At 68.7% G+C, this 25,566-nt stretch carries 20 protein-coding genes; 11 read left to right on the forward strand and 9 right to left on the reverse strand.

Annotation, left to right across the window (positions count from 1 at the left end; all coding sequences use genetic code 11):
* Positions 1-81: 81 nt before the first annotated feature.
* The 5 genes from ACH413_RS12605 (at position 82) to ACH413_RS12625 (ending at position 5,678) form a co-directional block, all read left to right on the forward strand.
* Positions 82-765 carry an ABC transporter ATP-binding protein gene (locus ACH413_RS12605; protein WP_360041250.1) on the forward strand — a complete coding sequence of 228 codons (684 nt, stop codon included), beginning with the start codon at positions 82-84 and terminating at the stop codon, positions 763-765.
* Positions 762-2,537, forward strand: a complete 1,776-nt coding sequence (locus tag ACH413_RS12610; protein WP_360041253.1) for an FtsX-like permease family protein — start codon at positions 762-764, stop codon at positions 2,535-2,537. Before ACH413_RS12605 ends, ACH413_RS12610 begins: the two co-directional genes overlap by 4 nt.
* Before the next feature lie 54 nt (positions 2,538-2,591).
* Entirely contained in the window at positions 2,592-2,792 is a 201-nt protein-coding gene (locus ACH413_RS12615) for an antitoxin (RefSeq protein ID WP_093596979.1), read from the forward strand.
* Between the two features lie 104 nt (positions 2,793-2,896).
* On the forward strand, positions 2,897-4,927 hold the full coding sequence (locus ACH413_RS12620) for an NACHT domain-containing protein (protein ID WP_360041257.1): 2,031 nt from the start codon (positions 2,897-2,899) through the stop codon (positions 4,925-4,927).
* A gap of 52 nt (positions 4,928-4,979) precedes the next feature.
* On the forward strand, positions 4,980-5,678 hold the full coding sequence (locus tag ACH413_RS12625) for a hypothetical protein (RefSeq protein WP_360041260.1): 699 nt from the start codon (positions 4,980-4,982) through the stop codon (positions 5,676-5,678).
* Between the two features lie 5 nt (positions 5,679-5,683).
* On the opposite strand, the gene recQ is transcribed toward ACH413_RS12625, so the two are convergent.
* Together recQ and ACH413_RS12635 are read right to left on the reverse strand one after the other, a co-directional pair.
* Positions 5,684-7,675 (reverse strand): DNA helicase RecQ, encoded by a 1,992-nt coding sequence (recQ, locus tag ACH413_RS12630; protein ID WP_360041263.1) that lies wholly within the window; start codon positions 7,673-7,675, stop codon positions 5,684-5,686.
* A 39-nt stretch (positions 7,676-7,714) separates the two neighbouring features.
* Complete coding sequence (locus tag ACH413_RS12635) at positions 7,715-9,565, reverse strand: Xaa-Pro dipeptidyl-peptidase (RefSeq protein WP_360041266.1); 1,851 nt, start codon at positions 9,563-9,565, stop codon at positions 7,715-7,717.
* Positions 9,566-9,666: 101 nt separating this feature from the next.
* On the opposite strand from ACH413_RS12635, the gene ACH413_RS12640 reads away from it, so the two are divergent.
* The 4 genes from ACH413_RS12640 (at position 9,667) to ACH413_RS12655 (ending at position 16,666) form a co-directional block, all read left to right on the forward strand.
* The gene (locus tag ACH413_RS12640; protein ID WP_360041269.1) at positions 9,667-10,605 is read left to right on the forward strand and encodes a maleylacetate reductase; all 939 of its coding nucleotides are present in this window, start codon (positions 9,667-9,669) and stop codon (positions 10,603-10,605) included.
* Positions 10,606-10,696: 91 nt separating this feature from the next.
* Positions 10,697-11,989 carry an alpha/beta hydrolase-fold protein gene (locus tag ACH413_RS12645; RefSeq protein WP_360041272.1) on the forward strand — a complete coding sequence of 431 codons (1,293 nt, stop codon included), beginning with the start codon at positions 10,697-10,699 and terminating at the stop codon, positions 11,987-11,989.
* Entirely contained in the window at positions 11,986-14,436 is a 2,451-nt protein-coding gene (locus tag ACH413_RS12650) for a DUF2156 domain-containing protein (RefSeq protein ID WP_360041275.1), read from the forward strand. Before ACH413_RS12645 ends, ACH413_RS12650 begins: the two co-directional genes overlap by 4 nt.
* Positions 14,437-14,500: 64 nt before the next feature.
* On the forward strand, positions 14,501-16,666 hold the full coding sequence (locus ACH413_RS12655) for a LuxR C-terminal-related transcriptional regulator (RefSeq protein ID WP_360041278.1): 2,166 nt from the start codon (positions 14,501-14,503) through the stop codon (positions 16,664-16,666).
* On the opposite strand, the gene ACH413_RS12660 is transcribed toward ACH413_RS12655, so the two are convergent.
* The 5 genes from ACH413_RS12660 to ACH413_RS12680 all read right to left on the reverse strand — a co-directional run bounded on the left by ACH413_RS12660 (position 16,663) and on the right by ACH413_RS12680 (position 21,396).
* Entirely contained in the window at positions 16,663-17,271 is a 609-nt protein-coding gene (locus tag ACH413_RS12660; protein WP_360041281.1) for a LysE family translocator, read from the reverse strand. The genes ACH413_RS12655 and ACH413_RS12660 overlap by 4 nt on opposite strands.
* Before the next feature lie 19 nt (positions 17,272-17,290).
* Positions 17,291-17,899, reverse strand: a complete 609-nt coding sequence (locus ACH413_RS12665) for a LysE family translocator (RefSeq protein WP_360041284.1) — start codon at positions 17,897-17,899, stop codon at positions 17,291-17,293.
* Positions 17,900-17,957: 58 nt separating this feature from the next.
* Complete coding sequence (locus tag ACH413_RS12670) at positions 17,958-18,431, reverse strand: GNAT family N-acetyltransferase (RefSeq protein WP_360041287.1); 474 nt, start codon at positions 18,429-18,431, stop codon at positions 17,958-17,960.
* Entirely contained in the window at positions 18,428-18,958 is a 531-nt protein-coding gene (locus ACH413_RS12675; protein WP_360041290.1) for a DUF4232 domain-containing protein, read from the reverse strand. The genes ACH413_RS12670 and ACH413_RS12675 overlap by 4 nt, the downstream gene beginning before the upstream one ends.
* Before the next feature lie 92 nt (positions 18,959-19,050).
* Entirely contained in the window at positions 19,051-21,396 is a 2,346-nt protein-coding gene (locus tag ACH413_RS12680) for a chitinase C-terminal domain-containing protein (protein ID WP_360041293.1), read from the reverse strand.
* 146 nt (positions 21,397-21,542) lie between these two features.
* Here ACH413_RS12680 and ACH413_RS12685 point away from each other — a divergent pair, with 146 nt between their 5' ends.
* Both ACH413_RS12685 and ACH413_RS12690 read left to right on the forward strand, forming a co-directional pair.
* Positions 21,543-22,130, forward strand: a complete 588-nt coding sequence (locus ACH413_RS12685) for a PadR family transcriptional regulator (protein WP_360041296.1) — start codon at positions 21,543-21,545, stop codon at positions 22,128-22,130.
* Entirely contained in the window at positions 22,130-23,272 is a 1,143-nt protein-coding gene (locus ACH413_RS12690) for an NAD(P)/FAD-dependent oxidoreductase (protein ID WP_360041299.1), read from the forward strand. Before ACH413_RS12685 ends, ACH413_RS12690 begins: the two co-directional genes overlap by 1 nt.
* Here ACH413_RS12690 and ACH413_RS12695 read toward each other — a convergent pair.
* The gene (locus ACH413_RS12695) at positions 23,257-23,928 is read right to left on the reverse strand and encodes a response regulator (protein WP_360041302.1); all 672 of its coding nucleotides are present in this window, start codon (positions 23,926-23,928) and stop codon (positions 23,257-23,259) included. The genes ACH413_RS12690 and ACH413_RS12695 overlap by 16 nt on opposite strands.
* Positions 23,925-25,433: a sensor histidine kinase gene (locus tag ACH413_RS12700; protein ID WP_360041739.1), complete on the reverse strand. Its 1,509-nt coding sequence runs from the start codon at positions 25,431-25,433 to the stop codon at positions 23,925-23,927. Before ACH413_RS12700 ends, ACH413_RS12695 begins: the two co-directional genes overlap by 4 nt.
* Positions 25,434-25,566 lie beyond the last annotated feature (133 nt).

Genomic DNA, 25,566 nt, shown 5'->3' on the forward strand with positions numbered 1-25,566 from the left:
GTCCGCAGATCGGCCGAAAGACAGAGGTGGACCGGGCGCAGGACTGAGGTTTTCGCCTCCGTTCCGGACTTTGCTGGCCATGTGAACAACTTCGCTTCCGCCGCGGTCGACCTCGTGAAGGTGTACGGCTCCGGCGACACCGCGGTTCGAGCACTCGACGGGGTGACCGTCGGGTTCCGGCCCACCGCCTTCAGCGCGATCATGGGGCCGTCCGGCTCCGGCAAGTCGACGCTCATGCACTGCCTGGCGGGCCTCGACACGGCCACGTCCGGCGCGGCTCTGCTCGGCGGGAAAGACCTGACCCGGCTCTCGGACAACGTGCTGACGAAGGTGCGCCGGGATCGCATCGGGTTCGTGTTCCAGGCGTTCAACCTGCTGCCGGCGCTGACCGCCGAGCAGAACGTCCTGCTGCCCCTGAACCTCGCCGGGCGAAAGCCGGACCGCGCGTGGTTCTCGCAGCTCGTGGAGGTGCTGGGGCTGTCGTCACGGCTGTCGCACCGGCCCTCGGAGATGTCCGGCGGGCAGCAGCAGCGAGTGGCGTTGGCGCGTGCGCTGGTCACACGGCCTGAGGTGATTTTCGCCGATGAACCGACCGGGAACCTGGACTCGCGGTCGTCGGCGGACGTGCTGAACCTGCTGCGTCAGGCCGTGCGGGAGTTCGGCCAGACGATCGTGATGGTCACGCACGACGACAGGGCCGCTTCCTACGCCGACGCCGTGGTGCGGATGGCCGACGGACGGGTCGTTCAGGCGGTCGCCGCATGAGGAAGTTCCTGCCCGTCCTGTCGATCATGATCGCGGCGTTCTTCGCCTACTCGACCGTGCTCGCCAAGGACATCACCGAACGCTCCCTGGCCGTCCAGGCCGCGCGGCTGGTCGAGGTGTTCGCGCTGCTCGGCGCGTTCGTCACGGTCGCCATGATCGTGGCCGCGCTGGTCTCCACGTCAACGTTCCGGATCGTGTTCGCGCAACGGATGCGGGAGCTCGCGTTGCTGCGGGCCGTCGGAGCTTCGCGGGCACGGCTGGCGCGGGGGTTGATCGCCGAGGGGGCACTGACCGGGTTGCTGGCGTCGGTCGCCGGGGTCGCGCTGGCGGTCGGTGCCGGGCAACTCGTGCCGCTGGCGGGCCTGGTGGCGCCGGGGTTCCCGCTCACGCCCGCGCTGATCGTGGTCTTCGGATCGTTCGTGCTGACGACGCTCGCCGTGCTGGCTCCCGCGTGGTCCGCGGCCAAGGTCTCGCCGTTGGAGGCACTGCGCACCTCGGCCGTGCAGGACGCCCAGAGCCGGATCGGAGCGGCGCGCTGGGTGCTCGGGATCCTGATGGCATCAGGTGCGGGCGTGCTGCTGGTCCAGGTCGCGATCGACGGCCTCGCCACCAAGCAACGGCCGAGCGGGATGACCGAAGACCTGCTGCTGCGCACCACCATCAGCGGTGCGCTGGCGTTCGGCGCGTTGATCACTCTCGGACCTGCGTTGATCTCACCGTTGCTGCGGCTGATCGGCATTCCGTTGCGGCGCAGCACCATCGGGTCGCTGGCGGTGAGCGGCGTCGGCGGTGCGCCACGCCGGGCCGCCTCGGTCACGGCCGTGGTGGCGCTGGGGGTCAGCCTCATCATCGCGACGCTGACGGGCGCGAACACGTTGCAGGGACTGGGGAAGGCCGAGATGGCGAGCGCCTACCCCGCGGATCTGGAGATCACCGGACCGGTCGACGCCGGGACGCTGAAGGCCTCCGGACTCACGGACGTGCTCCCCTACCGGCGCACCGAGATCACCGTCGACGGCCGGCTGACCATGCGCGGCACCGACCTCGACATGACCAAACTCCGCGACCTCACGGACTTCCGCGTCGATTCCGGCGCTCTCGCGGACATGGGACCACACAAGATCATCCTGTCGACCGCCACCGCGAGCAGGCTCGGTCTGACGGCGGGGTCAGCAGCAGACGTCAATGGCGTGCGGATGACCGTGGCGGCGACGTTGTTCGGCGGAGTGCCGCTTGGCAGCGCGCTGCTGCACTCGTCCGATGTGGAGGGTGAGCCGGTCGGCGCGCTCGCCAACGGCGCGAAAGATCTGGTGCCGGCGGGGTTCGAGGTCGAGTCGCTCACCGACCACCGGCTCGCGCAGGAGAACTGGTTCACCTCGTTGGTGGCGATCGCGGTCGGACTGCTGTTCCTCACCATGTTGATCGCTGTGGTGGGCGTGGGGTCGACCACGGCGTTGTCGGTGCTCGAACGGACTCGTGAGTCCGGGCTGTTGCGCGCGATCGGCCTGACCCGCAGGGAACTCGGCCGCCTGGTCACGACCGAGTCCGGTCTGTACGGGGTCGTCGGCGCGGTGGCGGGGCTCGTCATCGGGATTCCCTACGCGTGGCTCGCGATCATCTCGCTCGGCATCGAGTGGCCTCTGCAGGTGCCCGTCGTCCCGGTCGGCGTGGTGGTGCTTGTCCTGGCCGCACTCACCGCAGGTGCGGGGCTGTTGCCTGCCCGCCGTGCGGCGCGGGTGAGCCCGGTGGCCGCACTTCACTCGATCCAGTGACGTGTACCGGATCCAAGACCGGGTACCCGAACTGCATAGGGAGGTAATGCAGTCATGGGATTCGACGAGTTGAAGAACAAGGCCAAGGACCTCATCGGCCAGCACGGTGACAAGGTCGACCAGGGTGTCGAGCGCGCCGGCCAGTTCGCCGACGAGAAGACCGGCGGCAAGCACAGCGAGCACATCGACAAGGGCGAGGACAAGCTCAAGGAAGGCCTCCGCAACTTCGGCGGCGAGCAGCAGCAACAGCAGTAGTCACGCGAGCAGCGTGATTCGCGTGTGAGTTACACCGAAGTGGAATCACTTCCCCGATCCCGGCGACCCGGTTACCGTCGTTCGCCGGGATCGCGGAGGTGAAGGTGGATCCGAGCGGGGTGACGAGGGCGGCACGACTGACGGCGTTGGCCGCGTTGTGCCTGGTCACCGTCGTTTTTCTGCTCCCGGCGGCCATCAGCGTGAGCACCGGCGGGCCTGTTCCGGGGTTCTTCGGCGAATTCGGCCGGTGGTTGTGGCCCGCGGTCGGCGCGATGGTGCTCGTCGCGATCGGTCTCGCTGTCTGGGAACGTGTCCGCGGTCACGAGACCAGCAACCGCGCCGCCGCGCTAGACCGGGTCGAGTCGCGGGTGAAGTCGCTGCTCGGCGCCTCGCTGGCCGCCCAGACGCAGATCAAGCTCGGCGTCCTGCAGCAGCCCAAGCTCTCCGTGCGGGTCGACGGCGAGGAGATCTCGTCGCCGGACGTGGAAGCCGTCTACGACCGCCTCGGCCACAGCATGGTTCTGATCGGTCCGGTCGGCAGCGGCCGGTCGACGTTGTTGCGCGAACTGTGCCTGGCGTTGGTCGAGCGAGCGCGCAACGACCCCGAGGCGCCGATTCCCGTGATCGTGGACTTGGCGACGTGGCGTGCGTACGGAACGCGCAAGCCGACGGAGTTCACGGCGTGGCTGCTGCGGGAGTTGAACCGCCGTTACGGCATCAGCCGCTCGGCGGGCACGATCTGGCTGCGCCGCGAGCGGGTGGCCGTGCTCATCGACGGCCTGGACGAGGTCCCGCGCGTCGACCGGGCGCATTGCGAGTCCGAACTCGCGCCGTTCGCCTCGGTCGTGACGTCGACGGAGCCGATCGAGAACCTGCCCTCGGTGTTCGTCGAGCCGTTGTCGCGCGGTCAGGTCCTCGAGTACATCGCGTCGGTCAGCCCTCGGCTCGACAGCTTGGAAGCCGCGCTCACGCCGGTGATCTGGGAGCGGCTGGACTCGCCGCTCGCGCTGAACCTGCTGGCGCTGACGCACCTGGACAAGCAGGTCGACACGATCGGCACCGACTTCGTGGGTTCGTTCGTCGTGGAAAGGCTTTCCAGCCAACGCGGTGCGGGCCCCACCATTCGCGCGTTGAAACTCCTCGCACGGTTGGGGCGGCCGGACCTCGGTGCGCCCGTGCACATGCCTCACCGCCGTGCGTGGCTTCCGCTGCTGCCGACGCGTCCGTTGTGGTTGCTGTTCGTGCGCGCCGTGCCGGCTGCATATGCCGGTGGTGTGTGCGCCGTTGCGTTCATGACGGGACTACGCCTCGGATTGTGGCCCGCATTGGTGTTCGTGGTTGCCGCGTCTTCGTTGCTCGTGTTGGTCAACAGACTGCCGCACGTCTTTCACCCGCCGGGACGAGCGCACGGCATTCTGACTGCCGCGCTGGGATTCCTGGCCGGGGTGTTCGCGGGATTGCTGGTCGGGCTCGCCGGTTTGTGGCTGGGTGGAATCGGTACGTCGTGGCCGTACTTCGTCGCGTACGTGTTCGTGGTGGTGGCGTCTTTCTTCTTGGCGTTGGGTTTCATACCGGGTTCCGCTCCTGTGCCGTGGGCGGTGCTGATCGCCGCCGCACCGGGCGTGTCGATGATCTGGACCGGTCCGTACGTGGTGCTGGCGGGCATGGGAGTCGGCTTCTCCGCAGGCGTGGCGGGCGGAGTTTTCGCCGCAGCCGTGGGACGTGTGTGGCGCACGGTGCGCCCGGTGCAACAGCAACGCATGCGTCTGGGGCGCCCGTGGTGGGTACAGCCTGCTGTCCCGGTTCTCGGCACGGTCGGTCTGCTGGGTGGGATCGGCGCGATGGGATCGTGGGGAACAGCACTGGGAGTAGCACTGGGATTGCTGGTGACCCCGACCGCCGCCCGCGACTACGTCTGGCCGTTCGACGCGCTCGCCGAGGTCGCCGCGGAGGGTGTCACGCGACCCCTGTCGCTGGGCGAGTTGTCCTTCCGCCGCAAGGCTTTGCTCCACCTCGCACAGGACCGGCTGCTGCTCACCCGCGTCGACGGGGAGTACCGCTTCGCCCACGTCGCCCTGCGCGACCATTTGGCGTCATGCGACCCGACGGCGCTGCTTCGGGCCACGCGCCGTTGAACCTTCCCGATCTGCGGGCCGTACGGCCTGAAAGAAAGGTCGGGTGTTGCGCATGCGCTGGTCGAAGGGCTGGATCGCGGGTGCCGGGGTCTTCTCGGTCGTCGCGGCCATCGGGGGTACGGCCTTCGCCCTTGCCGGATCCGGCGGCTCCACGTCGCAGTCGGGGGTGGCGGGCAAAGAGGTGTGTTCCGGGCAGCAGGTGAAGACGGCGAACTCGAAGGGACCTGCGGGTGTGCTGTCGGACCAGTTCCCGGTCGGGACGTTGTTGCGGCTCTCGAATCCCGCCAACGGGCGGGCGATCACCGTGTCGGTCACCGGGACGTCGACCGGGTGCGCGGTGCTGAACACCGCGGCGCTCGATTCACTCTGGTCCGCCGAAACAGGTCAGAACGGAGTGGACAGCGTTCTCCGGCGCATTCGGGTGGAGATCGTCGGAAACGCGCCGGCTCCGACACCCACCACCCGGCCCTCCACTTCCCGCGTACGGGCTTCCGGAACCGTGGGACAGGTCGTCTGCGACGGCGCGACCGTCGGGTTGTCGTCCGTCGGCGGGGTGCCTGGGGCGTTCTCGTCGCAGCTTCCCGTGGGGACTTCGGTGCGGGTGACCAATCTGGACAACGGCAAGCAGACGACCGTGCCGATCGTCGGCGTCGGAACGGGCTGCGTCGTGCTGAACAGCGCGGCCTTCGACCTGGTCGGGGAATCGGGGAAGAGCGTGATCAAGCGCGCCCAGATCGAAAGGGTGACCTGACCCGGTCACCAGTCCATCGGCTCGTCGGGCTCCTCCGGTTCCGGCCACTCGTCCACGGCGTCGCCCGAGCCCCACGCGGCGCCGCCGGTGGTCGTGGTCTTCGGCTTGGCCTTGGGGGCCGGGGCAGGCGCGGCCGCGGCGGCGGGTGCGGGACCACCGGCCGCGACGACCTCCAGGATCTGCTCGCCGTACTTCGTGAGCTTGGCCTGCCCGACCCCGCTCACCGCGCCCAGCGAGGCGAGCGAGCCGGGACGTGACGCCGCGATGGACTTCAGCGTGGCGTCGTGGAAGATCACGTAGGCCGGGACGCTCTGCTCGCGGGCCTGCTGGGCCCGCCACTCGCGCAGTGCCTCGAAGAGCGGGCCCGCGTCGGCAGGGAGATCCACCTTCACCTTGGCCGCGCCGGACGAGGACGCCGTGCGCGTCGTCGAGCGGGCAGGCGTCGGGTCCTTGCGCATCTTGACTTCGCGCTTGCGGCCCAGGACGTCGGTGCTCGCCTCGGTGAGCACCAGCGTCGAGTACTCGCCCTCCACGGCCAGCAGGCCTTGGGCGAGAAGCTGGCGGACCACGCCTCGCCACTCGTTCTCGTTCAGGTCCTCGCCGATGCCGAACGTGCTGAGCTGGTCGTGGTCGAACTGGATGACCTTGGCGGTCTTGCGGCCCAGCAGGATGTCGATGGCCTGACCGGCACCGAACTTCTGGTTGCGCTCCTTGCGCAGCCGGAAGACCGTGGAGAGGACCTTCTGCGCGGCGACCGTGCCGTCCCACGCCTCGGGCGGCGTCAGGCAGGTGTCGCAGTTGCCGCAGGGCGCGCCGCCGGGTTCGTTGAAGTACTCGAGGAGCCTGCTGCGGCGGCACGTGATGGTCTCGCAGAGGGCGAGCATCGCGTCGAGGTGTGCCTGCGAGCGGCGTCGGAACGCCAGATCGCCTTCCGAGGACTCGATCATCTTGCGCTGCTGCACCACGTCCTGAAGGCCGTAGGCGAGCCACGCGGTGGACGGGAGACCGTCGCGGCCGGCGCGACCCGTCTCCTGGTAGTAGCCCTCGACCGACTTCGGGAGGTCGAGATGGGCCACGAAGCGGACGTCCGGTTTGTCGATGCCCATGCCGAACGCGATCGTCGCGACCATGACCAGGCCGTCCTCGCGCAGGAACCGGGCCTGGTTGCGTTGACGGACCGACGAGTCGAGGCCCGCGTGGTACGGCAGCGCGGGAATGCCGTTGGCCACCAGGAACTCGGCCGTCTTCTCCACCGACGAGCGGGAGAGGCAGTAGACGATGCCGGCGTCGCCCGGATGCTCGGCGCGCAGCAGGTCCAGCAGCTGCTTCTTCGGCTCCTTCTTGCCGACGATGCGGTACTGGATGTTCGGCCGGTCGAAGCTGGAGACGAACTGACGCCCCTCGTTCAGCTCCAGGCGCGTGAGGATCTCCTTGCGCGTCGCCTCCGTCGCGGTGGCGGTGAGCGCGATCCGCGGCACCTTCGGCCAGCGTTCGTGCAGGTGCGTGAGCGAGAGGTAGTCGGGCCGGAAGTCGTGGCCCCACTGGGAGACGCAGTGCGCCTCGTCGATCGCGAAGAGCGCGATCTCGCCCTGGTCGAGCAGGCGCAGGGTCGCCTCGGACGTCAGCCGCTCCGGCGCCAGGTAGAGCAGGTCGAGCTCGCCGTTGACGAACTCCGCCTCGACCATCCGCCGTTCGTCCCAGGACAGCGAGGAGTTCAGGAAGCCCGCGCGCACGCCGAGCGCACGCAACGCGTCCACCTGGTCCTGCATCAGCGCGATGAGCGGGGAGATCACCACGCCCGTGCCGGGCCGCACCAGGGCGGGCACCTGATAGCACAGGGACTTGCCGCCGCCGGTCGGCATGAGCACGAGCGCGTCGCCACCCGCGACCACGTGCTCGACGATGGCGGCCTGATCGCCGCGGAACTCGGGGTACCCGAAGACGCGCTGCAGGACCTGTAGCGCGTCTTCGAGAACGACACCGTCGGTTGAACCCATGGCGCCGATGCTAGCGAGCAGCACCGACAGTCCGGTGTGCTAGCCCAGCTCGCTCTTCGTACCAGCGGAAACACTGGAGGCGATCAGCGGAGCCGCGGAGGCGGCCGGCACCGAGCCCTTCAACGGGATCCGCACCGAGGTGGCCGCCAGGTCGACGGTCAGCCTCGGCAGCTGACTCGGGCGCACGATCGCGCTCGAGTCGGTGCCGCCGATCAGCAGGCCCAGCCGGTGCCCCGCCGGGATCAGATGGTCCGTTGTGGACAGTCGGAAGGTCATGCTGTACCTGGTTCCCGGCGTGATCGTGCGCGGAGTCGAGAGCGACTGGTAGTTGGCGAGGTCTGCCCAGCCGCGCGCGATGATCTGCGCGTCGACGTTGCCCGTCGTGGCCTCCGTGTTGCGGTAACAGGCGTCATCGCCCGTACGGCTCTCGCCCCAGCACGACTCCGTGCTCAGGGTCCGGATGCCCTCGCCCGTACGCACCGTCGCCGGTCCGTAGTCGACGAGGTACGCCGTGAGGTGCGCGGTCGACGTCGACGACGACACCCCCACCGTGATCGACGACGTGCCCGCCACGCGCAGGTCAGAGGTCAGCGCGGCCGTCGAGTAGAGCACCCGGCCGGTGTTCGAACCGGAGAGCCACGTCGACGGCGTCGCGTTGCCGTTGTCGGTGAACGCGGCCGTGCCGGTGCCGGGCGCCGTGCCGAGTCCCGAAGAAGAAGGACGCAACACGGTGCTGACGGTGCCCGAAGGCGGCCACGTCTGGTCGTCCACCCACTGATTGGGCGCGCGTTCCGAGGAGACCTGCGGTTCGTTCTCGATCCCGTTCTGCACGTTCAGCAGCCAGCGGTCGAACCACCGGTGCAGCGTCGGAACCCACTCGCTGCGCCGGAAGTCGAACGGGTCGACGTGCGCGGTCTGCGAGAACCAGAGCTTCTTCGGCACCGAGGCGGGCACCGCGTCCCAGAACTGGCCGTACTGCAACGTCTTCACGTTGAGGTCGTTCAGGCCGTGGATCGCGAAGATGGACGCCTTCACGTTCGACGCGTTGCGCACGAAGTCTCGTGTCTGCCACATCGCCGTGTAGTCGCCGTTGGCTGGAGAACCGTTCGTCATCTGCGTGCGCACCGCACCACACCGCGAGCGCGCGTTGGAGTTCTCGAACTGCGAACCCAGGCCCGTCGGCGAGCTGTAACCGGGGTACGCGACGCCGTCCGAGCGGAACCAGTCGTACCAGGAGCTGATGCCCGCGATCGGCACGATGGTCTTCAGCCCGTCGATCCCGGTCGACGCGACGCCGTTCGCGATCGAGCCGTCCCACGACTTGCCGATCATGCCGACGGCACCGGTCGACCAGGAGGCGGTCTTCGTGGTGGTGCCGGTCAGGGTCGAGTAGCCGGTGCGCCGGCCGTTGAGCCAGTCGATCACGGCCGTGCCGGAGGTGATCTCCGACTGACCGCCGACGTCGACGCAGCCGCGCGACCGGTTCGTGCCGAGGAAGTCGACGAGCACGACGGCGTAGCCGCGCGGCACGAAGTAGTTGTCGTAGAAGAGCGGGAACTTCACCGGCACCCCGGCGGAGTCGTAGGTCTTGACCTCGCTCTCGTTGCCGCGCCCGGCGCTCTGGTAGTAGGGACTGGCGTCCATGATCACGGGCACGCGCCCGGTCGTGGACGGCCTGATGATGTCGGCGGCCACCCGGTCGCGGGTGCCGTCGCCGTCGAGATCGAGCCCGGAGTCGACGTAGACCGTCTCCCGGACCGCGTCGGCCATCGAGTGGATCGGCGCGGACACGCCGCCGGACAGGCTGAACGCTGGTGTCGCCGCTGTGGCAGGGATTGGCGTCAGGGTCAGGGCCCCTGCTAACGCCACTACAACACGAACACGCTTCATGAAGATTCACGCTAAGGAGTGACGAAGTCGCCCCGTCAGAGCCGAAAGGCTTGACCCTCTGCTGTTGCGCCCGGCACTCCGCTCACGAATATTCGTTCCTCGTGAGCTTCACCTTCGAACCCGGCCGCACCCGCGTCGTCTTCGGCCGCGGCACTGTCTCCACCGTGCGCGCCGAGGTCGAACGGCTCGGCGCCACGCGGGTGCTGCTGATCGCCCGGCACGGCGGCGACAAGGTGGCGGCCGAACTCGGCCCGTTGCTCGTCACCCGGTTCACGGGCGCGGCCATGCACACGCCGGTCGAGGTCACGGAGCGCGCGCTCGTGTCGATGCGCGAGCACGGCGCGGACTGCATCGTGTCGGTCGGCGGCGGATCGAGTACGGGGCTGTCGAAGGCGCTCTCGGTGCGCGCGGGCGTGCCGCAGATCATCATCCCGACGACCTACGCGGGTTCCGAGGTCACGCAGGTGCTCGGTGAGACGGCGGAGGGGCTGAAGAAGACGCGGCGGGACGCGGCGATCCAGCCCGGCACCGTCATCTACGACGTCGACCTCACGCTGGACCTGCCGCTCGATGTCACGGTGACGAGCGCACTCAACTCTCTCGCGCACGCCGTCGCCGCCCGAGGCAACGAGAACCCGTTGATCGACGCCATCGCGACCAGGGCGATCGAGGGTGTTTTGCACGCTTTGAGCGGAAACCCGTCCACTGTGGATGCACGGACCGAGCTGCTGTCCTCGGCGTGGCTCGCGGGCACGTGCCTCGCGTCCGTCCCCATGGGACTGCACCACAAGCTCGCGCACGTTTTAGGTGGTTCGTTCGGATTGCCGCATGCTGCGACGCACACGGCGCTACTTCCGCACACGGCACCGTCCGATCTGGCCAGTCGCATCCATCACACGGCCACACGGTTCGGTGCGGCAACATCGTTGCGCGAACTGGGGATGGCGGAGTCCGATTTGTCCCGCGCCGCGGAGATCGCCGGGCATCCGGACGCCCTGCGGGTCCTGACGAACGCCTGGCGCGACGCATCATCCGACTGACGGGTTGTCATTCTTAAGGCTGATGTTCACAGCTCTGAACTCAGACGAACCTCCGATGTGCTTCCTGAAGACTTCCTGAAGTATGGGGAGCATGCTCAGCCCGTTGGATCTGTCCCTGATAAATGGACCGATCCCCAAGGCCGCCACGGTCGCGGCCGCGCTCGCCCTCACGTACCTGGCAATTCGGAAGAACCGGACCTGGTGGGTCCGAGTGGTGCCGATCGTCGTGCTGGCGTGCGCGCTCGTGGTGACCGGGCTGACGCTCGTGATCAACAACGTGTGGAAACCGTGGCCGGAGCCGATGCCGATCATCCTGATGGTCTGGCTGGGCGCGGCACTCGTGGCCATCAGTCTCGCCGTGGCGAGGCTACGGCCGTCGCGGTGGTACGGACGTGTGTTCACCGTCATCGCCGCCGTAGTCGTCATCTCAAGCGCACTGACGGCCACGAACGCGCACTACGGGCTGTACCCGACCTCGCGGGCCGCGCTGGAGGTGTTCAACAACCCGAGCGTCGACCTGCCGGACAGCGTTCCGGTCGCGGACGTGCTCGACCTGCCCGCCGGCAAGAAGCTGGCCGACGTCTGGACCGGCGCCGGCGTGCCGGACAAGGGGACGCTGTCCGAGATCGAGATCCCCGGCGCGATGAAGACGCGCCCGGCGTGGATCTACCTGCCGCCCGCGTACGCCGCGAAACCCCGTCCGCGGCTGCCGGTGCTGGTCCTGCTGGCGGGCCAGCCGGGCTCCCCGCGCGACTGGTACGACGCCGGCCGGATCTCCGACAACATGGACGAGTTCGCGCGCGCCCACAAAGGCCTCGCGCCGATCGTCGTCATGCCCGACTCCATCGGCTCCCTCACGGCGAACCCGCTGTGCCTCGACTCGAAGCTGGGCCAGGCGGAGACGTACCTGACCCGCGACGTGCCCAAGTGGATCAAAGAACGCCTCACGGTCGACGAACGCCGTGAAGCGTGGACGGTCGCGGGCCTTTCACACGGCGGCACGTGCTCGCTGCAGCTCGCAGTGCGCGCGCCTGACGTGTACGGCAACTTCATCGACCTGTCCGGCCAGCGCGAGCCCACGCTCGGCACGCGCGCCGAGACGGTCAAAGCCGCGTTCGGCGGTGACGAGGCGGCGTTCGTCCGCGTCAACCCGCTGGACGTCCTCGCCAAGCAGCAGTTCCCGCAGACCTCGGGCGTGATCGTGGCCGGCAAGGACGACGGCCAGTACCGCCCGGCGGGACTTGAAGTGTTCGAGGCCTGTCGCAGGGCCGGAATGGACGTGCAGTGGAAGGAACTACCGGGGGGACACGACTGGAACGTCTGGCGGCCGGGCCTCTACACCACTCTGCCGTGGCTCGCGCAGCGAACAGGACTGGTCAGATGATCGCCAGACTGTTCCGCACCGCTCCGCTGACCTGCGCGTTCCTCATCGTCTTCTGGACGGTCGGCGCGCTGACCGGTGCGATCACCGGCGCGAGCGACGACCTGCTCGCGCGCACCGGGTTCGGCACCGGAAGTCCGTGGTGGACCGTTCTCAGCTCGGCGCTGTGGTCGATGGACCTGCTGGGTTACGTCGCCACCACCGTGCTGCTGCTCGTCGCCGGACCGCTGGCCGAGCGCTCGTTCGGCGCGGCGCGGACCGCGGCGATCTTCCTGGCCACGCACGTGCTCGGCTCGTTCCTGGGGCTCGGGCTGGTGCTGATCGGACGCGACCTGCACTTCGGCTGGCTCGAATCGCTCGTGGGCGAGGTCGCGGCCGGGCCGTCGATCGGCGGGGTCGGGCTCGTGCTCGCGCTGACGTTCCGGATGCCGCCGCTGTGGAGGCGCCGCGTCCGGCTGATGATGATCTTGTCGGTGCTGGTCCTCACACTGTGGTCAGGTTGGCTTGAAGACCTGCTCCGACTGTCCGGTGGCGTGGCCGGGTTGCTGATCGGGGCGTTGTTCCTGAAGAACGGGCCGGTGCAGAAGGCGCGTTCGCTGCAGGAGACGCGGGTGCTGGTGGCGTTGCTGCTCGCGGCGTCGGCGCTCGGGCCGGTGGTGTCGATGATGTCGCCGTACCCGAACGGACCGCTCTGGTGGTTCGCGGACGTCGTGGCGGTCGCTCAGCCGTCGCAGGAGGACGTCGACGCGGTGTGCTCGTCCGACATGGTCGAGCTGTGCCGGACGATGGTGGTTCAGCTGTCGTACGGCCGGTTCCCCGCGCTCGTGATGTCGCTGCTGCCGGCGTTGCTGCTGCTCGTGCTGGCGGAAGGGCTGCGGCGCGGACGGCGGTTCGCGTGGCGGGCGGCGCTCGTGTTCAACGTGGCGTTCGCGGCGTTCATCGGTTCGTACGTCGTGTACGTCGCGCAGTACCCGGACGCCAGTCTGCTGGAGCTGTCGGTCTCGTTCGGTGTGCCGATGCTGGCACCGCTCGCGATCATCGTGGTGTTGTTGTTGACGCGCAAGCACTTCGACGTGCGTCTACCTCGGCATGCCGTGGTGAAGTTCTGGCGGTTCACGGCGATCAGCGTGGCGTTGCTGTCGGCGCTGTACGTCTTCGGCGGGTACCTGGTCCGCGACCAGTTCACGCCGGAGCCGGGGTTCGGCGCGCTGCTCGCGGACCTGCCGACGCGGTTCCTGCCGCCCGGCTACCTCGACCTGGTGCCGCTGCAGTTCTCCGCAGACGGGTTCGTCGGCGCGCTGCTGTTCGAGTACACGGGCGTGGTGTTCTGGCTGATCGTGCTGGCCGGTCTGCTGATGGCGTCGTGGCGGACGTGGCCGTCGTCGTGCGAGGAAGCGGCGACGCACGCTCGCGAACTGATGCAGCGGCACGGCGGTTCGTCGTTGTCGTACATGACGACGTGGCGCGGCAACCAGTACTGGTTCACGCCGGACGGTGAGACGGCCATCGCGTACCGCGTGGTGGCGACCATCGCGCTGACGGTCGGCGATCCGATCGGTCCGGCGCGGGTGGACGCCGTGCGCGGGTTCGCGGAGTTCTGCGCGCAGAACGGCTGGACGCCGTGTCTCTACAGCGTGGGCGCCGAAACGCGCGCCGCTGTGGAGAACCTCGGGTGGTCCGCGGTGCAGGTCGCCGAGGACACGATGATCGAGCTGGACCAGCTGAGCTTCACCGGCAAGAAGTGGCAGGACGTGCGCACGGCGTTGAACAAGGCCGCCAAGGCCGGCATCACCGCCGAGTGGTGCACGTACGCCGACGCGCCGTACGCGATCACGGACCAGATCCGCTCGATCTCGGCGGAGTGGGTGGCGGACAAGGGCCTGCCGGAGATGGGCTTCACGCTGGGCGGCCTGGAAGAGCTGGCCGGCGACGGCGTGCGCTGCCTGCTGGCGGTGGACGGCGACCGCACCGTGCACGGCATCACGAGCTGGCTGCCGGTGTACGCGGACGGCGAGGTCGTCGGGTGGACGCTCGACTTCATGCGCCGCCGCACGCACGGCTTCCGCGGCTCGATGGAGTTCCTGATCGCCTCGGCGGCACAACAGCTCCAGGCCGAGGGAGCGCGGTTCCTGAGCCTGTCCGGGGCACCGCTCGCCCGGCTGGACCGGGGCGAGCGACCGCGGGCGTTGCAGCGCGTCCTGGACTTCACCGGGCAGGTGCTGGAGCCGGTGTACGGGTTCCGCTCGCTGTTCGCGTTCAAGGCGAAGTTCCAGCCGACCTATCAGCCGATGTTCATGGCGTATCCGGACTCGGCCGCACTGCCGCGCATCGCGAACGCGGTGAGCCGCGCGTACCTCCCGCACCTCAACGCACGGCAGGGACTTCGGCTCGCGAGCAAGATGATCATCCGGACCCGCGAGCGCGTGACCACGCCTGGTCGAACTCGCTAGTCCGAAAGGGTGGTGAGGAGATCCTCTTCGGCACACTTCCGCGCTGCTAGGCGAAGATGCGCCGATGACCGTGCGGGGCAATCTGCCTGCCCAGACCACGACGTTCATCGGCCGCCGGGCCGTGCTCGCCGAAACCGAGGCGCACCTCGGCCGGGCACGGCTGGTCACGCTGGCGGGACCGGGTGGGGTCGGCAAGACCCGGATCGCCGTGGAGACCGGGCGCGCGCTGGCGCAGGCGTTCCAGCACGGGGCCTGGCGGGTGCGGCTCGGGGACCTCAGGGACCCGGCGGCGCTGGCCCGCACGGTGGCGACCGAGCTGCGAATCGTCGACAACGCACCCGAGGCCGGGCTCGGCCGGCTCGTGGAGTCGTTGTACGACAAGCACTTGCTGCTCGTCCTGGACAACTGCGAGCACCTGCTGGAGGCGGTCCGGCATCTCGTGCACCACCTGTTGCGCGACTGCGAGGGGCTGACGATCCTCGCGACCTCGCGGGAGCCGCTCGGCGTCTACGGCGAACATCTGCTGCGGGTTCCGCCGCTGAGCGTGGACGACGCGGTGCTGCTGTTCCAGGAACGGGCGGAGGTGGCGCCGGACCTGGCCGACGTCACCGCGTTGTGCCAGGCGGTGGACGGGCTGCCGCTCGCGATCGAACTCCTGGCCGCGCGGCCGGGCGATGTGGTGCTGTCCGAAGTACTACAGCACCCCGAACCCGCGACGCTGGAGCAGGTGCTCGAATGGTCGGCGAGGCAGTGCACGGACGAGGAACGCCGGTTGTGGGCGCGGTTGTCGGTGTTCCCCGCGGACTTCGACCTCGCCGCGGCCGAGGCGGTGGCAGGCGCGGACGTGCTGAAACCGTTGTCCGCGTTGGTGCTCAGATCGATCGTGACGACGGCGGCGAGCCCGGTCACCGGGGAGACCCGCTATCGGTTGCTGGACACCGTGGCGCAGTTCGGTGCGCGTCTGCTGACGAACACGGACGAGCCGTTGCGTCGCTATGCGATGCACTACAGCGAGTTCGTGGATGAGGCCGCCCGCTCGTGGTTCTCCCCCGGCGAAGCGCGGTGGATGGGCAGGCTCTGGGAGGAGTGGCCGAACATCCGTGCGGCGGTCGGGCACGCGCTGCGGACCCCGGATCTGGCCGCTGCCGGTGCGGCCGTGGCGATGAACGTGCAGCGGGCGCGTTTCACGTCGTTCGCGGGCATGCTCGGCCAGGCGTGGGACCTGCTCACGACCGCCCGCGAGGTGATCACCGACGCCCCGCTGCGGACGTCGCTGCTGGCGCACTGCGCGTACATGGCTCAGGTGCGGGGCGACTCGGCGGCAGCGTTCCCGTTGATGAGCGAGGCACGCGCGTTACCGCGGTTACCGATCACCGACGTGCACCTGGTTCTCGCCGAAGCGACGCATCTCTTCTTCGTGGAGGGCTCACCGGACTGCGTGCCGTTGTACGCGCACGTCGTGGAGCTGTGCCGGGAGCACTCGTCGCCGGGCGACACCTACATCACCGAACTGATGCACGCGATGGCCGCGTGCTTCCTGCTGGACGCCGAGGCCGCGGACAAGGCCACCACGGCGTTGGCGAGGCAGGCGGAGAGCAACGGCGTGAGCTGGGCGCACGCCTGGGGTCTGTGGCATCGCGGCCTCTACGAACTGCTGCACGGCGACCCTGCGCAGGTGCATCCGCTGGTGATCCAGGCGTTGCGGATCCAGCTGACGCTCGGCGACACCTGGAGCGCCCCGTTCAGCCTGTGGCTGCTCGCCTGCACGTGCGCCGAGCTCGGAGCGAACGACCGCGCGGCACGGCTGCTCGGCGCGCTGCGGTCGCAGGAACGGGTCGCGCGGATCTCGTTCAGCGGCATGAGCCCGTTCCACCGGCTGCTGGACCGCGCCGACCGCACCGTCCGCCGGTCGCTCGGCGACGACTACCAGGTGATCACGACGCTCGGCGCCGACCTGAGGCCCGAGCAGGTGATGGCGTTCGCGCTCGAACCGGTGCCGGACTCCGAACGCCGGCCGGTGAAGCCGCTGCTGCCCGGCGGCCTGACCAGGCAGGAGTTCACGATCGCCGGTCTGGTCGCGGACGGGTTCACGTCGAAGCAGATCGCGGCACGGCTGTACATCTCGCCGCGGACGGCGGACCGGCAGGTGGTCAACATCCGCGTGAAGCTGGGGCTGCCGAACAGGATGGCGCTCGCGGCCTGGCACCGTTCGGCCAGCGGCGAGCGTTAACGCGCCTCGAACGCCAGCTTCAGTCCCAGCGCGACGAACACCGACGCCGTCAACCGGTCCAGCAGAACCTGCTGACGCAGCAGGAAAGCACGGGCGCGACCGGCCACCGCGATCAGGATCGGCAGCCACACCAGGCCCAGTCCGAGGTGGATCGCGACGAGCGCCGCACCCCACGCCGGTTGACCGGCGGGCATGAACTGCGGCAGCAACGACAGGTAGAACACGCCGACCTTGGGGTTGAGCAGGTTCGTCAGCAGCCCGACCCGCAGCGACGCCCCTGCGCCCGGCACCGGACGCGAGTCCTTCAGCTCCATGGCCTTGCTTGAGTTCCACAAAGCCTTGGCACCCAGGTAGATCAGGTAACCGGCGCCAAGCCAGCGCACGACGTCGTAGGCCAGTTCAGACGCCTGCAGCAACGCCGTCAAGCCCGCCAGGCTCGCCACGCCCCAGACCAGGCACCCGAACGTGATGCCGAGGACCACGCCCATCGCCGCGCGTTTGCCGCTCAGCAACGCCGTGCGCAACACCATCACCGTGTCCAGGCCGGGCGTGAGGACGGTGAGCAGCGCGACGAGCGAGAAGCTCAGGAGTGCGGCGGTCGTCATGAGGACATCAGATCACACGTCAGCGCGCGTCCACGGCGGTTTTCAAGCCGAACGCGATCAGCGCTGAAGCGGACAGGCGGTCCAGCAGAAGCCGTTGCCGCAGCAGGAAAGCACGGGCCCGGCCGGCCGCCGTGATCAGGATCGGGAACCACACCAGCCCGATGCCGAGGTGGATGGCCACGAGCACGCCGCCCCACGCGGGCTGGCCGACGGGCAGGAACTGGGGCAGCAACGAGATGTAGAAGACGCCCGGCTTCGGGTTGAGCAGGTTCGTCAGCAGCCCCACCCGGATGGCCGCGCGCACCGACGGCACCGGTGCGGGTTCGTCGATCTCGACCGCGCGCCTGGAGTTCCACAACGCCTTGACACCCAGGTAGATCAGGTACCCGGCGCCGAGCCAGCGCACGATGTCGTAGGCCAGTTCGGACGCCTGCAACAACGCCGTCAGGCCGACCAGTCCGGCTGTCGCCCACACCAGGCATCCCAGCGTGCTGCCCACCACGACGGCCATCGCGGCGCGGCGGCCGACCAGCAACGCCGTCCGCAGCACCAGCAGGGTCTCCAGGCCCGGTGTGATGACGGTCAGCAGCGCGACGAAGGTGAAGCTCAGGAGCGCGGTGGTCGACATGCCGCCATGAGAACACGGAAGTCCAGCGCCACCAGAAGATTTAACACACCCGACACGATCACACGGGCTTGGTGTAGCGGTGCGCCGGAACCGGGATCGGCCCGTCCGCATGCGGTGCCTGGTGGTCGAACAGGCCTTCGTCCGTCCAACCCTGCCGTTCGTAGAACCGGCGCGCCCGCGCGTTCCCGGCGACGACGGCGAGCCACGCGTGCGAGTGCCCGTTCGCCGCCACCTCGCTCTCGGCAGCGGCCAGAAGTGCCTTCGCGACACCGGATCCGCGATGATCGGCGGAGACGTAGACCTGCTCGACCTCGTCCCCGATCACCATCACGAACCCGGCGACCTCGCCGTTCACCGTCGCGACCGTGGTGTGTTCGACGTGCTCCAACGCGCGTGGCTCGAAGGTCTCCTCCGGACGCGCGTCGACGAGCCGCTGCGGCACGTTGCCGAGGTGCGCGTCGCACCAGCCCGGATACCAGATCCGGGCCACCGCGGCGGCGTCGTCCGAGGTCGCGCGCCTTATCTCCGTCACTGGCGGTACCAGGCCCGAACGCCCAGGCGCCCGGTGCTGCCCAGGTCGACGAGGATGCGTCCCTCCGGCGTCGTCGCGACCAGCGGCTGCCACGTGCCACCCGGCGCGGCCGCCATGTCGACGTACTTGCCGACCAGCGGCGGGTCGACCGACGCGTGCGTGTTCCGCCAGACGAACGCGCTCTTCGCACTCTCACCGGGCGGCACCGTGATCGGTTGCGGCGCGTCGTCGAAGCCGTCGAGCGACGCGATGCCGCCCGACCCGTCGAGAATCTCGACGTCCAACGGCTCCCGCTCCTCACCGAACAACCTGACCTGCGGATACCCGTTGAGCTGCACCGGTTCCGCACCGCAGTTGGCCACCTCGACGGACATCACCCGCAGACCCATGGCCGCGCTCGTGACGTTCGTGGTGAACCGCAGTCCGGTCTCGCACGACGGAACCTCCGTCGCCTGCGCACCCGTTCCGCACGCGACCAGGCCGACGAGCGCGGCGAACACGACCAGAATTCTGCCCCCAGATCTCATGCGACCGATGCTGCCACAGAACGGAGAGGGTCCGCCGAAACCTTCACAAACGGAGGACCGGCACGAGAGCCGGTCCTCCACTGTGGATTCGGCTACGCGCGTTCCCACAACGCCGGGACGTTCGGTGGTTCCCAGCCGGGCAACGAGGTGTGGCCCTGGCGGCAGCGGTAGTTCGAACCGCCGTGCGTCACCAGCGCCCCGGTCGCGTAGGTGACGTACGGCGCCCAGGCGGAACCACCTGGGTTCGTAGTAGTGGTGGTGGTTGTGGTCGTGGTGGTTGTGGACGTCGTGGTCGAGGTGGTGGTGGTCGACGTCGGCGGGGTGCCGGAACCGCGCGGCAGGTCACCGGCGATGGCGTAACTGGTGCCACCGAAGGTGAACGTGAAGTTCGACGGCGACGCGATCGGCATGTAGTAGTTCAGCCGGACGTCGACCGAGGCGCCCGGTGCGATGGTCTGCCAGCTCGGCAGTGTCACGACTACGTGCTGGAAGTCGCCGCGCAGGCCGCCGACGTTCGGGCCGCTGTGGCCTCGGGTCGCGACGGAGAGGCCGAAGCCGGACTGGTCGGTCATGCTGCCGGGGGCGCTGGTGCCGTAGTCGAACTCGACGCGGGTGCCGCCGGGGATCGTCGTGGTGGAGTTGTTGGTGATCCGCATGGTCGGGTTGATCGGGTAGTTGGCGTCACCCAGGGCGAATCCGGACACGCCCACGTTGACGTTCAGCACGGACGAGGGCATGGTGCGGCCGGCCTTCGACGCGCCGTAGGGAGCGGCGCCGCGCAGGCCTTCGTCGATCTTCGAGATGAGCGTGTCGCCGATGTAGTACTGGGACTTGGCGCTGTCGTAGGCGTAGTCGCCGGCCAGTTCCCAGATCATGATGCCGCCGAGGCCCTTGCTGGTGACGTAGCTGGTCTTGGCGGCGATGGAGACGTCGTCCTCAGTGGACAGGACGACGCTCTTGGTGCTGTTCCACAACCATGGCGTCACCATCGTGCTGTTGTAGTTGCGGGAGTAGGTGCCGGTAACGCGGTCGTCGGGGTCGTTGACCGGGTCGAGGCCGTACTTCGTGAGGTAGTCCGGCGTGATGCCGTTCTGGAGGTTCATGGCGTGCCACATGGGGTTCACGCCCGAGGGCACCTCCATGCCGTTGAGGTCGTCGTGCCAGAGGTTGTCGATGCCGACGGCGCCGTTGCCGCAGGGGACGGTCGACCCGACGGTTCCGCCGGTGCCGGGTGGACACTGCGCCTGGTTGGGCAAGGCTGCGCGGCCCCACATGCCGTTCGTGCCACCGGTGACGCCTCTCCAGCCGCGGGTGTAGAAGCCGACGCCGATGTTGATGCGGCCGGCCTGCATCGCGCCGCGGAAGTAGTGATAGGCCCAGTCGGTGTTGAGATAGCCCTGCCCGTCGTACTGCGGTGTCGTGTACACCTGCCAGTGGGCCAGTTCGGCGTCCTGGCCGTTGTCGTACAGCGCCGCGTTCGGGCCCACGAAGTGGTTCCACGCGCCGTGCAGGTCGTAGCTCATCATGTTGAGGTAGTCGAGGTACCGCGTGACGCCGTAGGTCTCCTGGCCGCGCAACAACCAGCCGGACGCCGGAACCGCTGCGGTCAGCAGGTAGTGCTTGCCGTCGGCCGCTCCGGCACGGTCGAGCTTGTCGCGCAACGTCCGCATCAGGTTCTCGTAGCCCGCCCACAACGTGCCGCGGTTGGCGTTGGAGATCCAGAAGTCGTCGGGGTTTCCGGCGTAGCTGTTGGACGTGGCGTACTCGTAGTCGATGTCCGCGCCGTTGAAGCCGTAGGTGCGCAGGAAGGTCACGACCGAGTCGGCGAACGTGTTGATCGACGCCTGCGACTGCGCGAGCTTGTAGAAGCCACCGGTGGCGTTGCGGGTGCCGTCCGGGTTCAGGATCCCGCCCGACTCCGCCCAGCCGCCGATCGAGATCAGCGTCTTCACGTTCGGGTACTGCTTCTTGTACTTGGTCAGCAGGTTGAAGTGGCCCTTGTAGGACAGCGCGGGATCCATCTCGGCACCGGGAACCCCTGGCCACTCCATGCCGGTCGACGCGTTGCCGGCGCCCGCCGGGCCGACCGAGATCCTGTTGTCCGTGCCGATGCCCGCGAACGCGTAGTTGATGTGCGTGATCTTGGTCCACGGGATGTTGTTCGCCAGGTACGCGGGTGCGCCGTTCTTCCCGGTGCGCCAGCTGGTGAAGTACCCGATCACGCGACGGGACTTGTCCCCCATCAGCTCACGGCCGGCGATGTCGTAGACCGTGCAGTACGGGGTGTCGACGCCGGGCGTGCGGTACAGGCCGTCCGGGCGGCAGTCCTCGTGTCCCGCGGCCTGCGACGGTGCCGGGCTGACGAGGGCGACCACGACGAGACCCGCGAGGGTCACCAGGGCCGCGAGGAGCGGGAGGATCTTTCTGGAGAGGCACATGCCGAACCTCCTTGCAGGGAGGCGGCCTGTGCCACTCAGTCTGGGACCGGGAAACGGACCGGTCAATACGAGGTATAGACCAATCGGAGAAATAGTTGACATCGACTAGTCAGAGTCGGATAGTTGACATCAACCAAGGAGGACGCATGCGGCGCAAGGTGTCGAACCCGCTGGCGCTGGCGGTGCTGGCACATCTCGTGATGGGCCCCATGCACCCCTACGAGCTGGGCAAACAACTCAAGGACACCGGCAAGGACCGCAACATCAAGTTCAACCGCGGCTCGCTCTACATGGTCGTCGAGCAGCTGCGGAAGGCCGGGTTCGTCGCCGAGCAGGAGACCGTCAAGGACACCCAACGGCCCGAACGCACGATCTACGCGCTGACCGACACCGGACGCGACGAGCTGCACGACTGGATGCGCGAGCTCGTCCGCGACCCGGCGCACGAGTACCCGCAGTTCGGTGTGGCGTTGTCGCTCATCTCGGTGCTGGACCCGGTGGAGTCCGTCGAGCTGCTGAAGGCACGTGCCGACGCGCTGACGAAGGACCTCGACGAGACGCGCGCGATGGTCGGCAAGGCGACCGCCGACGGCGTCCAGTGGATCTTCCTCGTCGAGGAGGAGTACCGGATGTCGTTGCTGGAGGCCGAACTGCGGCTGGTCGAGAAGCTCACGGGGGAACTGGCGAAAGCCGAGTACCAGCACTTGTGGCGGGAAATCTTCGGGAGGGAATGATGAAGGCATTAGTCATCGGGGGCGGCATCGCGGGCCCGGTCACCGCGCTGGCCCTGCAGAAGGCAGGCATGGACGCCGTGGTCTTCGAGGCGTACGACACGACCGCGGACGGCGTGGGCGGCATGTTGACCGTGGCACCCAACGGCCTCGCGGCGCTGAAGATCGTGGGACTGGAATCGGACTTCGGCGATCCCTTGCGCCACATGGTGATGGCCGACTCGCAGGGCAGAACGCTCGGGCGCATCACCGGCGGCACCAGCCGGGTCGTGACGCGGGCCGAGCTGTACCAACGACTGCGCGAGCTGACGGTCGCCCAGCGGGTCAAGGTGGAGTACGGCAAGCGCCTGGTCGATGTGGAGACCCACGAAAGCGGTGTCACGGCAACGTTCTCGGACGGCTCCAGCGAGTCGGGTGACGTGCTGATCGGTGCCGACGGCATCCGTTCCGAGGTCCGCAAGATCATCGATCCGGCCGCCCCGGAACCCGAGTACGTCGGCCTGCTGGGATTCGGCTCGTACGCGGAGAACAGCGGCGTGCACGGCGATCCGGAGACGATGTACTTCGTGTTCGGCAGCTCGTTCCTCGGCTACTGGGAACAACCGGACGGCACCATCGCGTGGTTCAACAACCTCGCGGTCCCCGAGCCGCTGACGACGGCCGAGATGGACGCGGTCCCCGCAGCCACCTGGCTGGACCGGCTGCGGGTGGCCTACGGGGACGACATGCCGGCGAAGCAACTCCTCGCGCACAGCAGCACCATCATCGGCGGCGGCCCGCTGGAGATCATGCCGAGCGTCCCGCGCTGGCACCGCGACCGCATGGTGCTGGTCGGCGACTCCGCCCACGCGCCGAGCGCCAGTTCCGGTCAGGGCGCGTCACTGGCGGCCGAGTCGGCGGTGCAACTGGCCCGCTGCCTGCGCGACATCCCTGACCTGACAGAGGCTTTCGCGACCTACGAACGGCTCCGGCGTCCACGCGTCGAGGCGATCGCGGCACGCGCGGCCCGCACCAACAGCAACAAGCGCGGCATCGGCCCGATCACCCGGCTGCTCATGCCGCTCGTGATGAAGACCTTCGGCGCCAAGGCGTTCACGAAGGACCAGAACTACCGCATCGACTGGAACGCTCAGGTCAGCCGGTAGCCGTGCGCCGGGCGGTTCGCCATGCCGTACCGCGGCTGCACCTCCGCCTTGCCCATGGTCACCAGGTGCTCCAGATAGCGGCGCGCGCTCACGCGGGACAGTCCCGCCCGATCCCCGACCTCCTGGGCCGAGAGATCGTTCTGGCTGTCCCGCAACGCTTCCGTCACCAGCCGCAGCGTCACGGCGGACAAGCCCTTGGGCATGGCCGGGGTGCGCGGCCGGTGGTGCATCAGCGAGTCGACCTCGTCCTGGTCCAGCACCTGCCCCAGCCGCTGGACCTCGGTGCGCTGGGCGAGGTACTCCCGCATCCGGTCGAGGAACGCCGTGCGCGTGAACGGCTTCACCAGGTAGTTGTCCACGCCGCGGGACATGGCCTGCCGCACGGTCTCCCGTTCGCGCGCCGCCGTCACGGCGATGACGTCGACCGGCGGCCCGCTGCGAGCACGCAGCCTCGACAGCACGTCCAGCCCGGACATGTCGGGCAGGTGGATGTCGAGCAGCACCAGGTCGGGCCGCAGCGCCTCCACGGCCCGCAACGCCTCTCCACCGCGATGCGCCTCGCCGACGACCTCGAACTCGGGCATCGCCTCCAGGAACCCGCGGTGGATCGCCGCCACGGCGAAGTCGTCATCGACCACGAGCGTTCGCACGCTCATCGGTTCCCCGTTTCCGGCAGCCACACGTCGAACGACGCGCCACCGAGTTCCGAGTCGGTGATCGCGACCCGGCCGCTGCGCCGGGTCACCACCCTCGACACCAATGCAAGACCTATTCCTCTGCCGTGCGCGCCCTGGACGTCCTTCGAACTCACGCCCAGGTCGAAGATGCGGCCGCGTTGCGACTCGGCCACGCCCGGCCCGTCGTCGTCCACGACCACCCGCACTCCGCTCACCGACGAGCGCACCAGCACCCGCACGGTTCCACCGGTCTCCACGGCGTCGACCGCGTTGTCGACCAGGTTTCCCAGCACGGTCAACGCGTCATCGCCCGCACGAATGTCGACGGAGCTGCCGGGATCGAGCCGGAGCTCCACACCTCGTTCGTGCGCGGTGGAGGATTTTGCCAGCAAAAGGGCCGCCAGCGCAGGATCCGCGTTCGCTCCGTCGATGATGTCAGCCGTGACGGAGCCGGCCCCGCCGACCCGTTCGATGTAGGCGACGGCGTCGGGACCGCGATCGAGATCCAGCAGACCGCCGATGACGTGCAGGTGGTTCGAGAACTCGTGGGCCTGTGCCCGCAGCACCTCGGTGACGGTGCGCTGGCCGTCGAGCTCGCGCAACGCGTCGTGCAACTCGGTCCGATCGCGCAACGTCAGCACGACGCCGACCGCGCGGTCGTCCGTCTTGGCCGTCATCCGGTTCGCGACCAGAACCCGTTCGCCCGCCAGCACCAACCGGTCCGCGACGTCGTCGTCCCCGCGCGCCAGGTCGAGCAGGCCGTCGTCGAGGACCTCAGAAGCAGGCCGCCCGCTCGGGTTCTCCGCCAGGCCCAGCAGCCGCATGGCCTCGTCGTTGACCAGAGCCAGCTTCTCCTGGTCGTCCACGGCGACCACGCCTTCGCGGATGCCGTGCAGCATCGCGTCCCTGGTCTTCAGCAGCTGCTCGATCTCGGCGGGTTCGAGCCGGAACGTCCGCCGGCGCACGTGCTGCGTGATCAACGCGGCGCCGAGCACGCCGACCAGCGCGGCGGCGGCGAGCCAGCCGATCAGCTCCGGCAGGTCCTCGGCGAGGTCGGCGGACAGCTGGCTCTCCAGGATGCCGACCGAGGCCATGCCGATGATCCGGCCGTTCACCGCGCGCACCGGAACCTTGGCGCGCAACGACGTGCCGAGCGTGCCCGTCTCCGTGCCGACGAAGACCTCACCGGACAACGCCGTGCTCGGGTCGGTCGACACGCGCTCGCCGATGCGCCTCGGGTCGGGGTGGGCGTAGCGGACGCCGTTGTGGTCGGTGACCACCACGTACGTCACGTTGGACGCCTTGCGGATCACCTCGGCCAACGGCTGGATCGTCGCGGACGGGTCAACGGAGTCGAAGGCCTCGATGACCGTGGGTAGCCGCGCCACGCTCTCCGCGACCGACAGCATCCGGTCCTTGTAGGAGTCGCGGATCCGGTCGCTCTGCAGTTTGGCGGCGAGCAGACCGGCGGCACAGGTCGTCATCAGCACGATGACCACCTGCAATGCCAGTAGCAAGGCTCCAAACGAAACAGACCGACGGAACATGGATGGAATTCTGACGCATCAGCTGTGAAACAGGTCACGAACTAAACGACCAATACGGAACTTACGACCT

The organism is Lentzea sp. NPDC020367, from assembly GCF_044387305.1.
Taxonomy (GTDB): Bacteria; Actinomycetota; Actinomycetes; order Mycobacteriales; family Pseudonocardiaceae; genus Lentzea.

Coding starts and splice junctions, on each gene's coding strand:
- ACH413_RS12610 (WP_360041253.1), top strand. CDS start 762: ATGAGGAAGTTCCTGCCCGTCCTGTCGATCATGATCGCGGCGTTCTTC.
- ACH413_RS12615 (WP_093596979.1), top strand. CDS start 2,592: ATGGGATTCGACGAGTTGAAGAACAAGGCCAAGGACCTCATCGGCCAG.
- ACH413_RS12625 (WP_360041260.1), top strand. CDS start 4,980: ATGCGCTGGTCGAAGGGCTGGATCGCGGGTGCCGGGGTCTTCTCGGTC.
- recQ (WP_360041263.1), bottom strand. CDS start 7,675: ATGGGTTCAACCGACGGTGTCGTTCTCGAAGACGCGCTACAGGTCCTG.
- ACH413_RS12635 (WP_360041266.1), bottom strand. CDS start 9,565: ATGAAGCGTGTTCGTGTTGTAGTGGCGTTAGCAGGGGCCCTGACCCTG.
- ACH413_RS12645 (WP_360041272.1), top strand. CDS start 10,697: ATGCTCAGCCCGTTGGATCTGTCCCTGATAAATGGACCGATCCCCAAG.
- ACH413_RS12650 (WP_360041275.1), top strand. CDS start 11,986: ATGATCGCCAGACTGTTCCGCACCGCTCCGCTGACCTGCGCGTTCCTC.
- ACH413_RS12655 (WP_360041278.1), top strand. CDS start 14,501: ATGACCGTGCGGGGCAATCTGCCTGCCCAGACCACGACGTTCATCGGC.
- ACH413_RS12660 (WP_360041281.1), bottom strand. CDS start 17,271: ATGACGACCGCCGCACTCCTGAGCTTCTCGCTCGTCGCGCTGCTCACC.
- ACH413_RS12665 (WP_360041284.1), bottom strand. CDS start 17,899: ATGTCGACCACCGCGCTCCTGAGCTTCACCTTCGTCGCGCTGCTGACC.
- ACH413_RS12675 (WP_360041290.1), bottom strand. CDS start 18,958: ATGAGATCTGGGGGCAGAATTCTGGTCGTGTTCGCCGCGCTCGTCGGC.
- ACH413_RS12680 (WP_360041293.1), bottom strand. CDS start 21,396: ATGTGCCTCTCCAGAAAGATCCTCCCGCTCCTCGCGGCCCTGGTGACC.
- ACH413_RS12685 (WP_360041296.1), top strand. CDS start 21,543: ATGCGGCGCAAGGTGTCGAACCCGCTGGCGCTGGCGGTGCTGGCACAT.
- ACH413_RS12690 (WP_360041299.1), top strand. CDS start 22,130: ATGAAGGCATTAGTCATCGGGGGCGGCATCGCGGGCCCGGTCACCGCG.
- ACH413_RS12695 (WP_360041302.1), bottom strand. CDS start 23,928: ATGAGCGTGCGAACGCTCGTGGTCGATGACGACTTCGCCGTGGCGGCG.
- ACH413_RS12700 (WP_360041739.1), bottom strand. CDS start 25,433: ATGACGACCTGTGCCGCCGGTCTGCTCGCCGCCAAACTGCAGAGCGAC.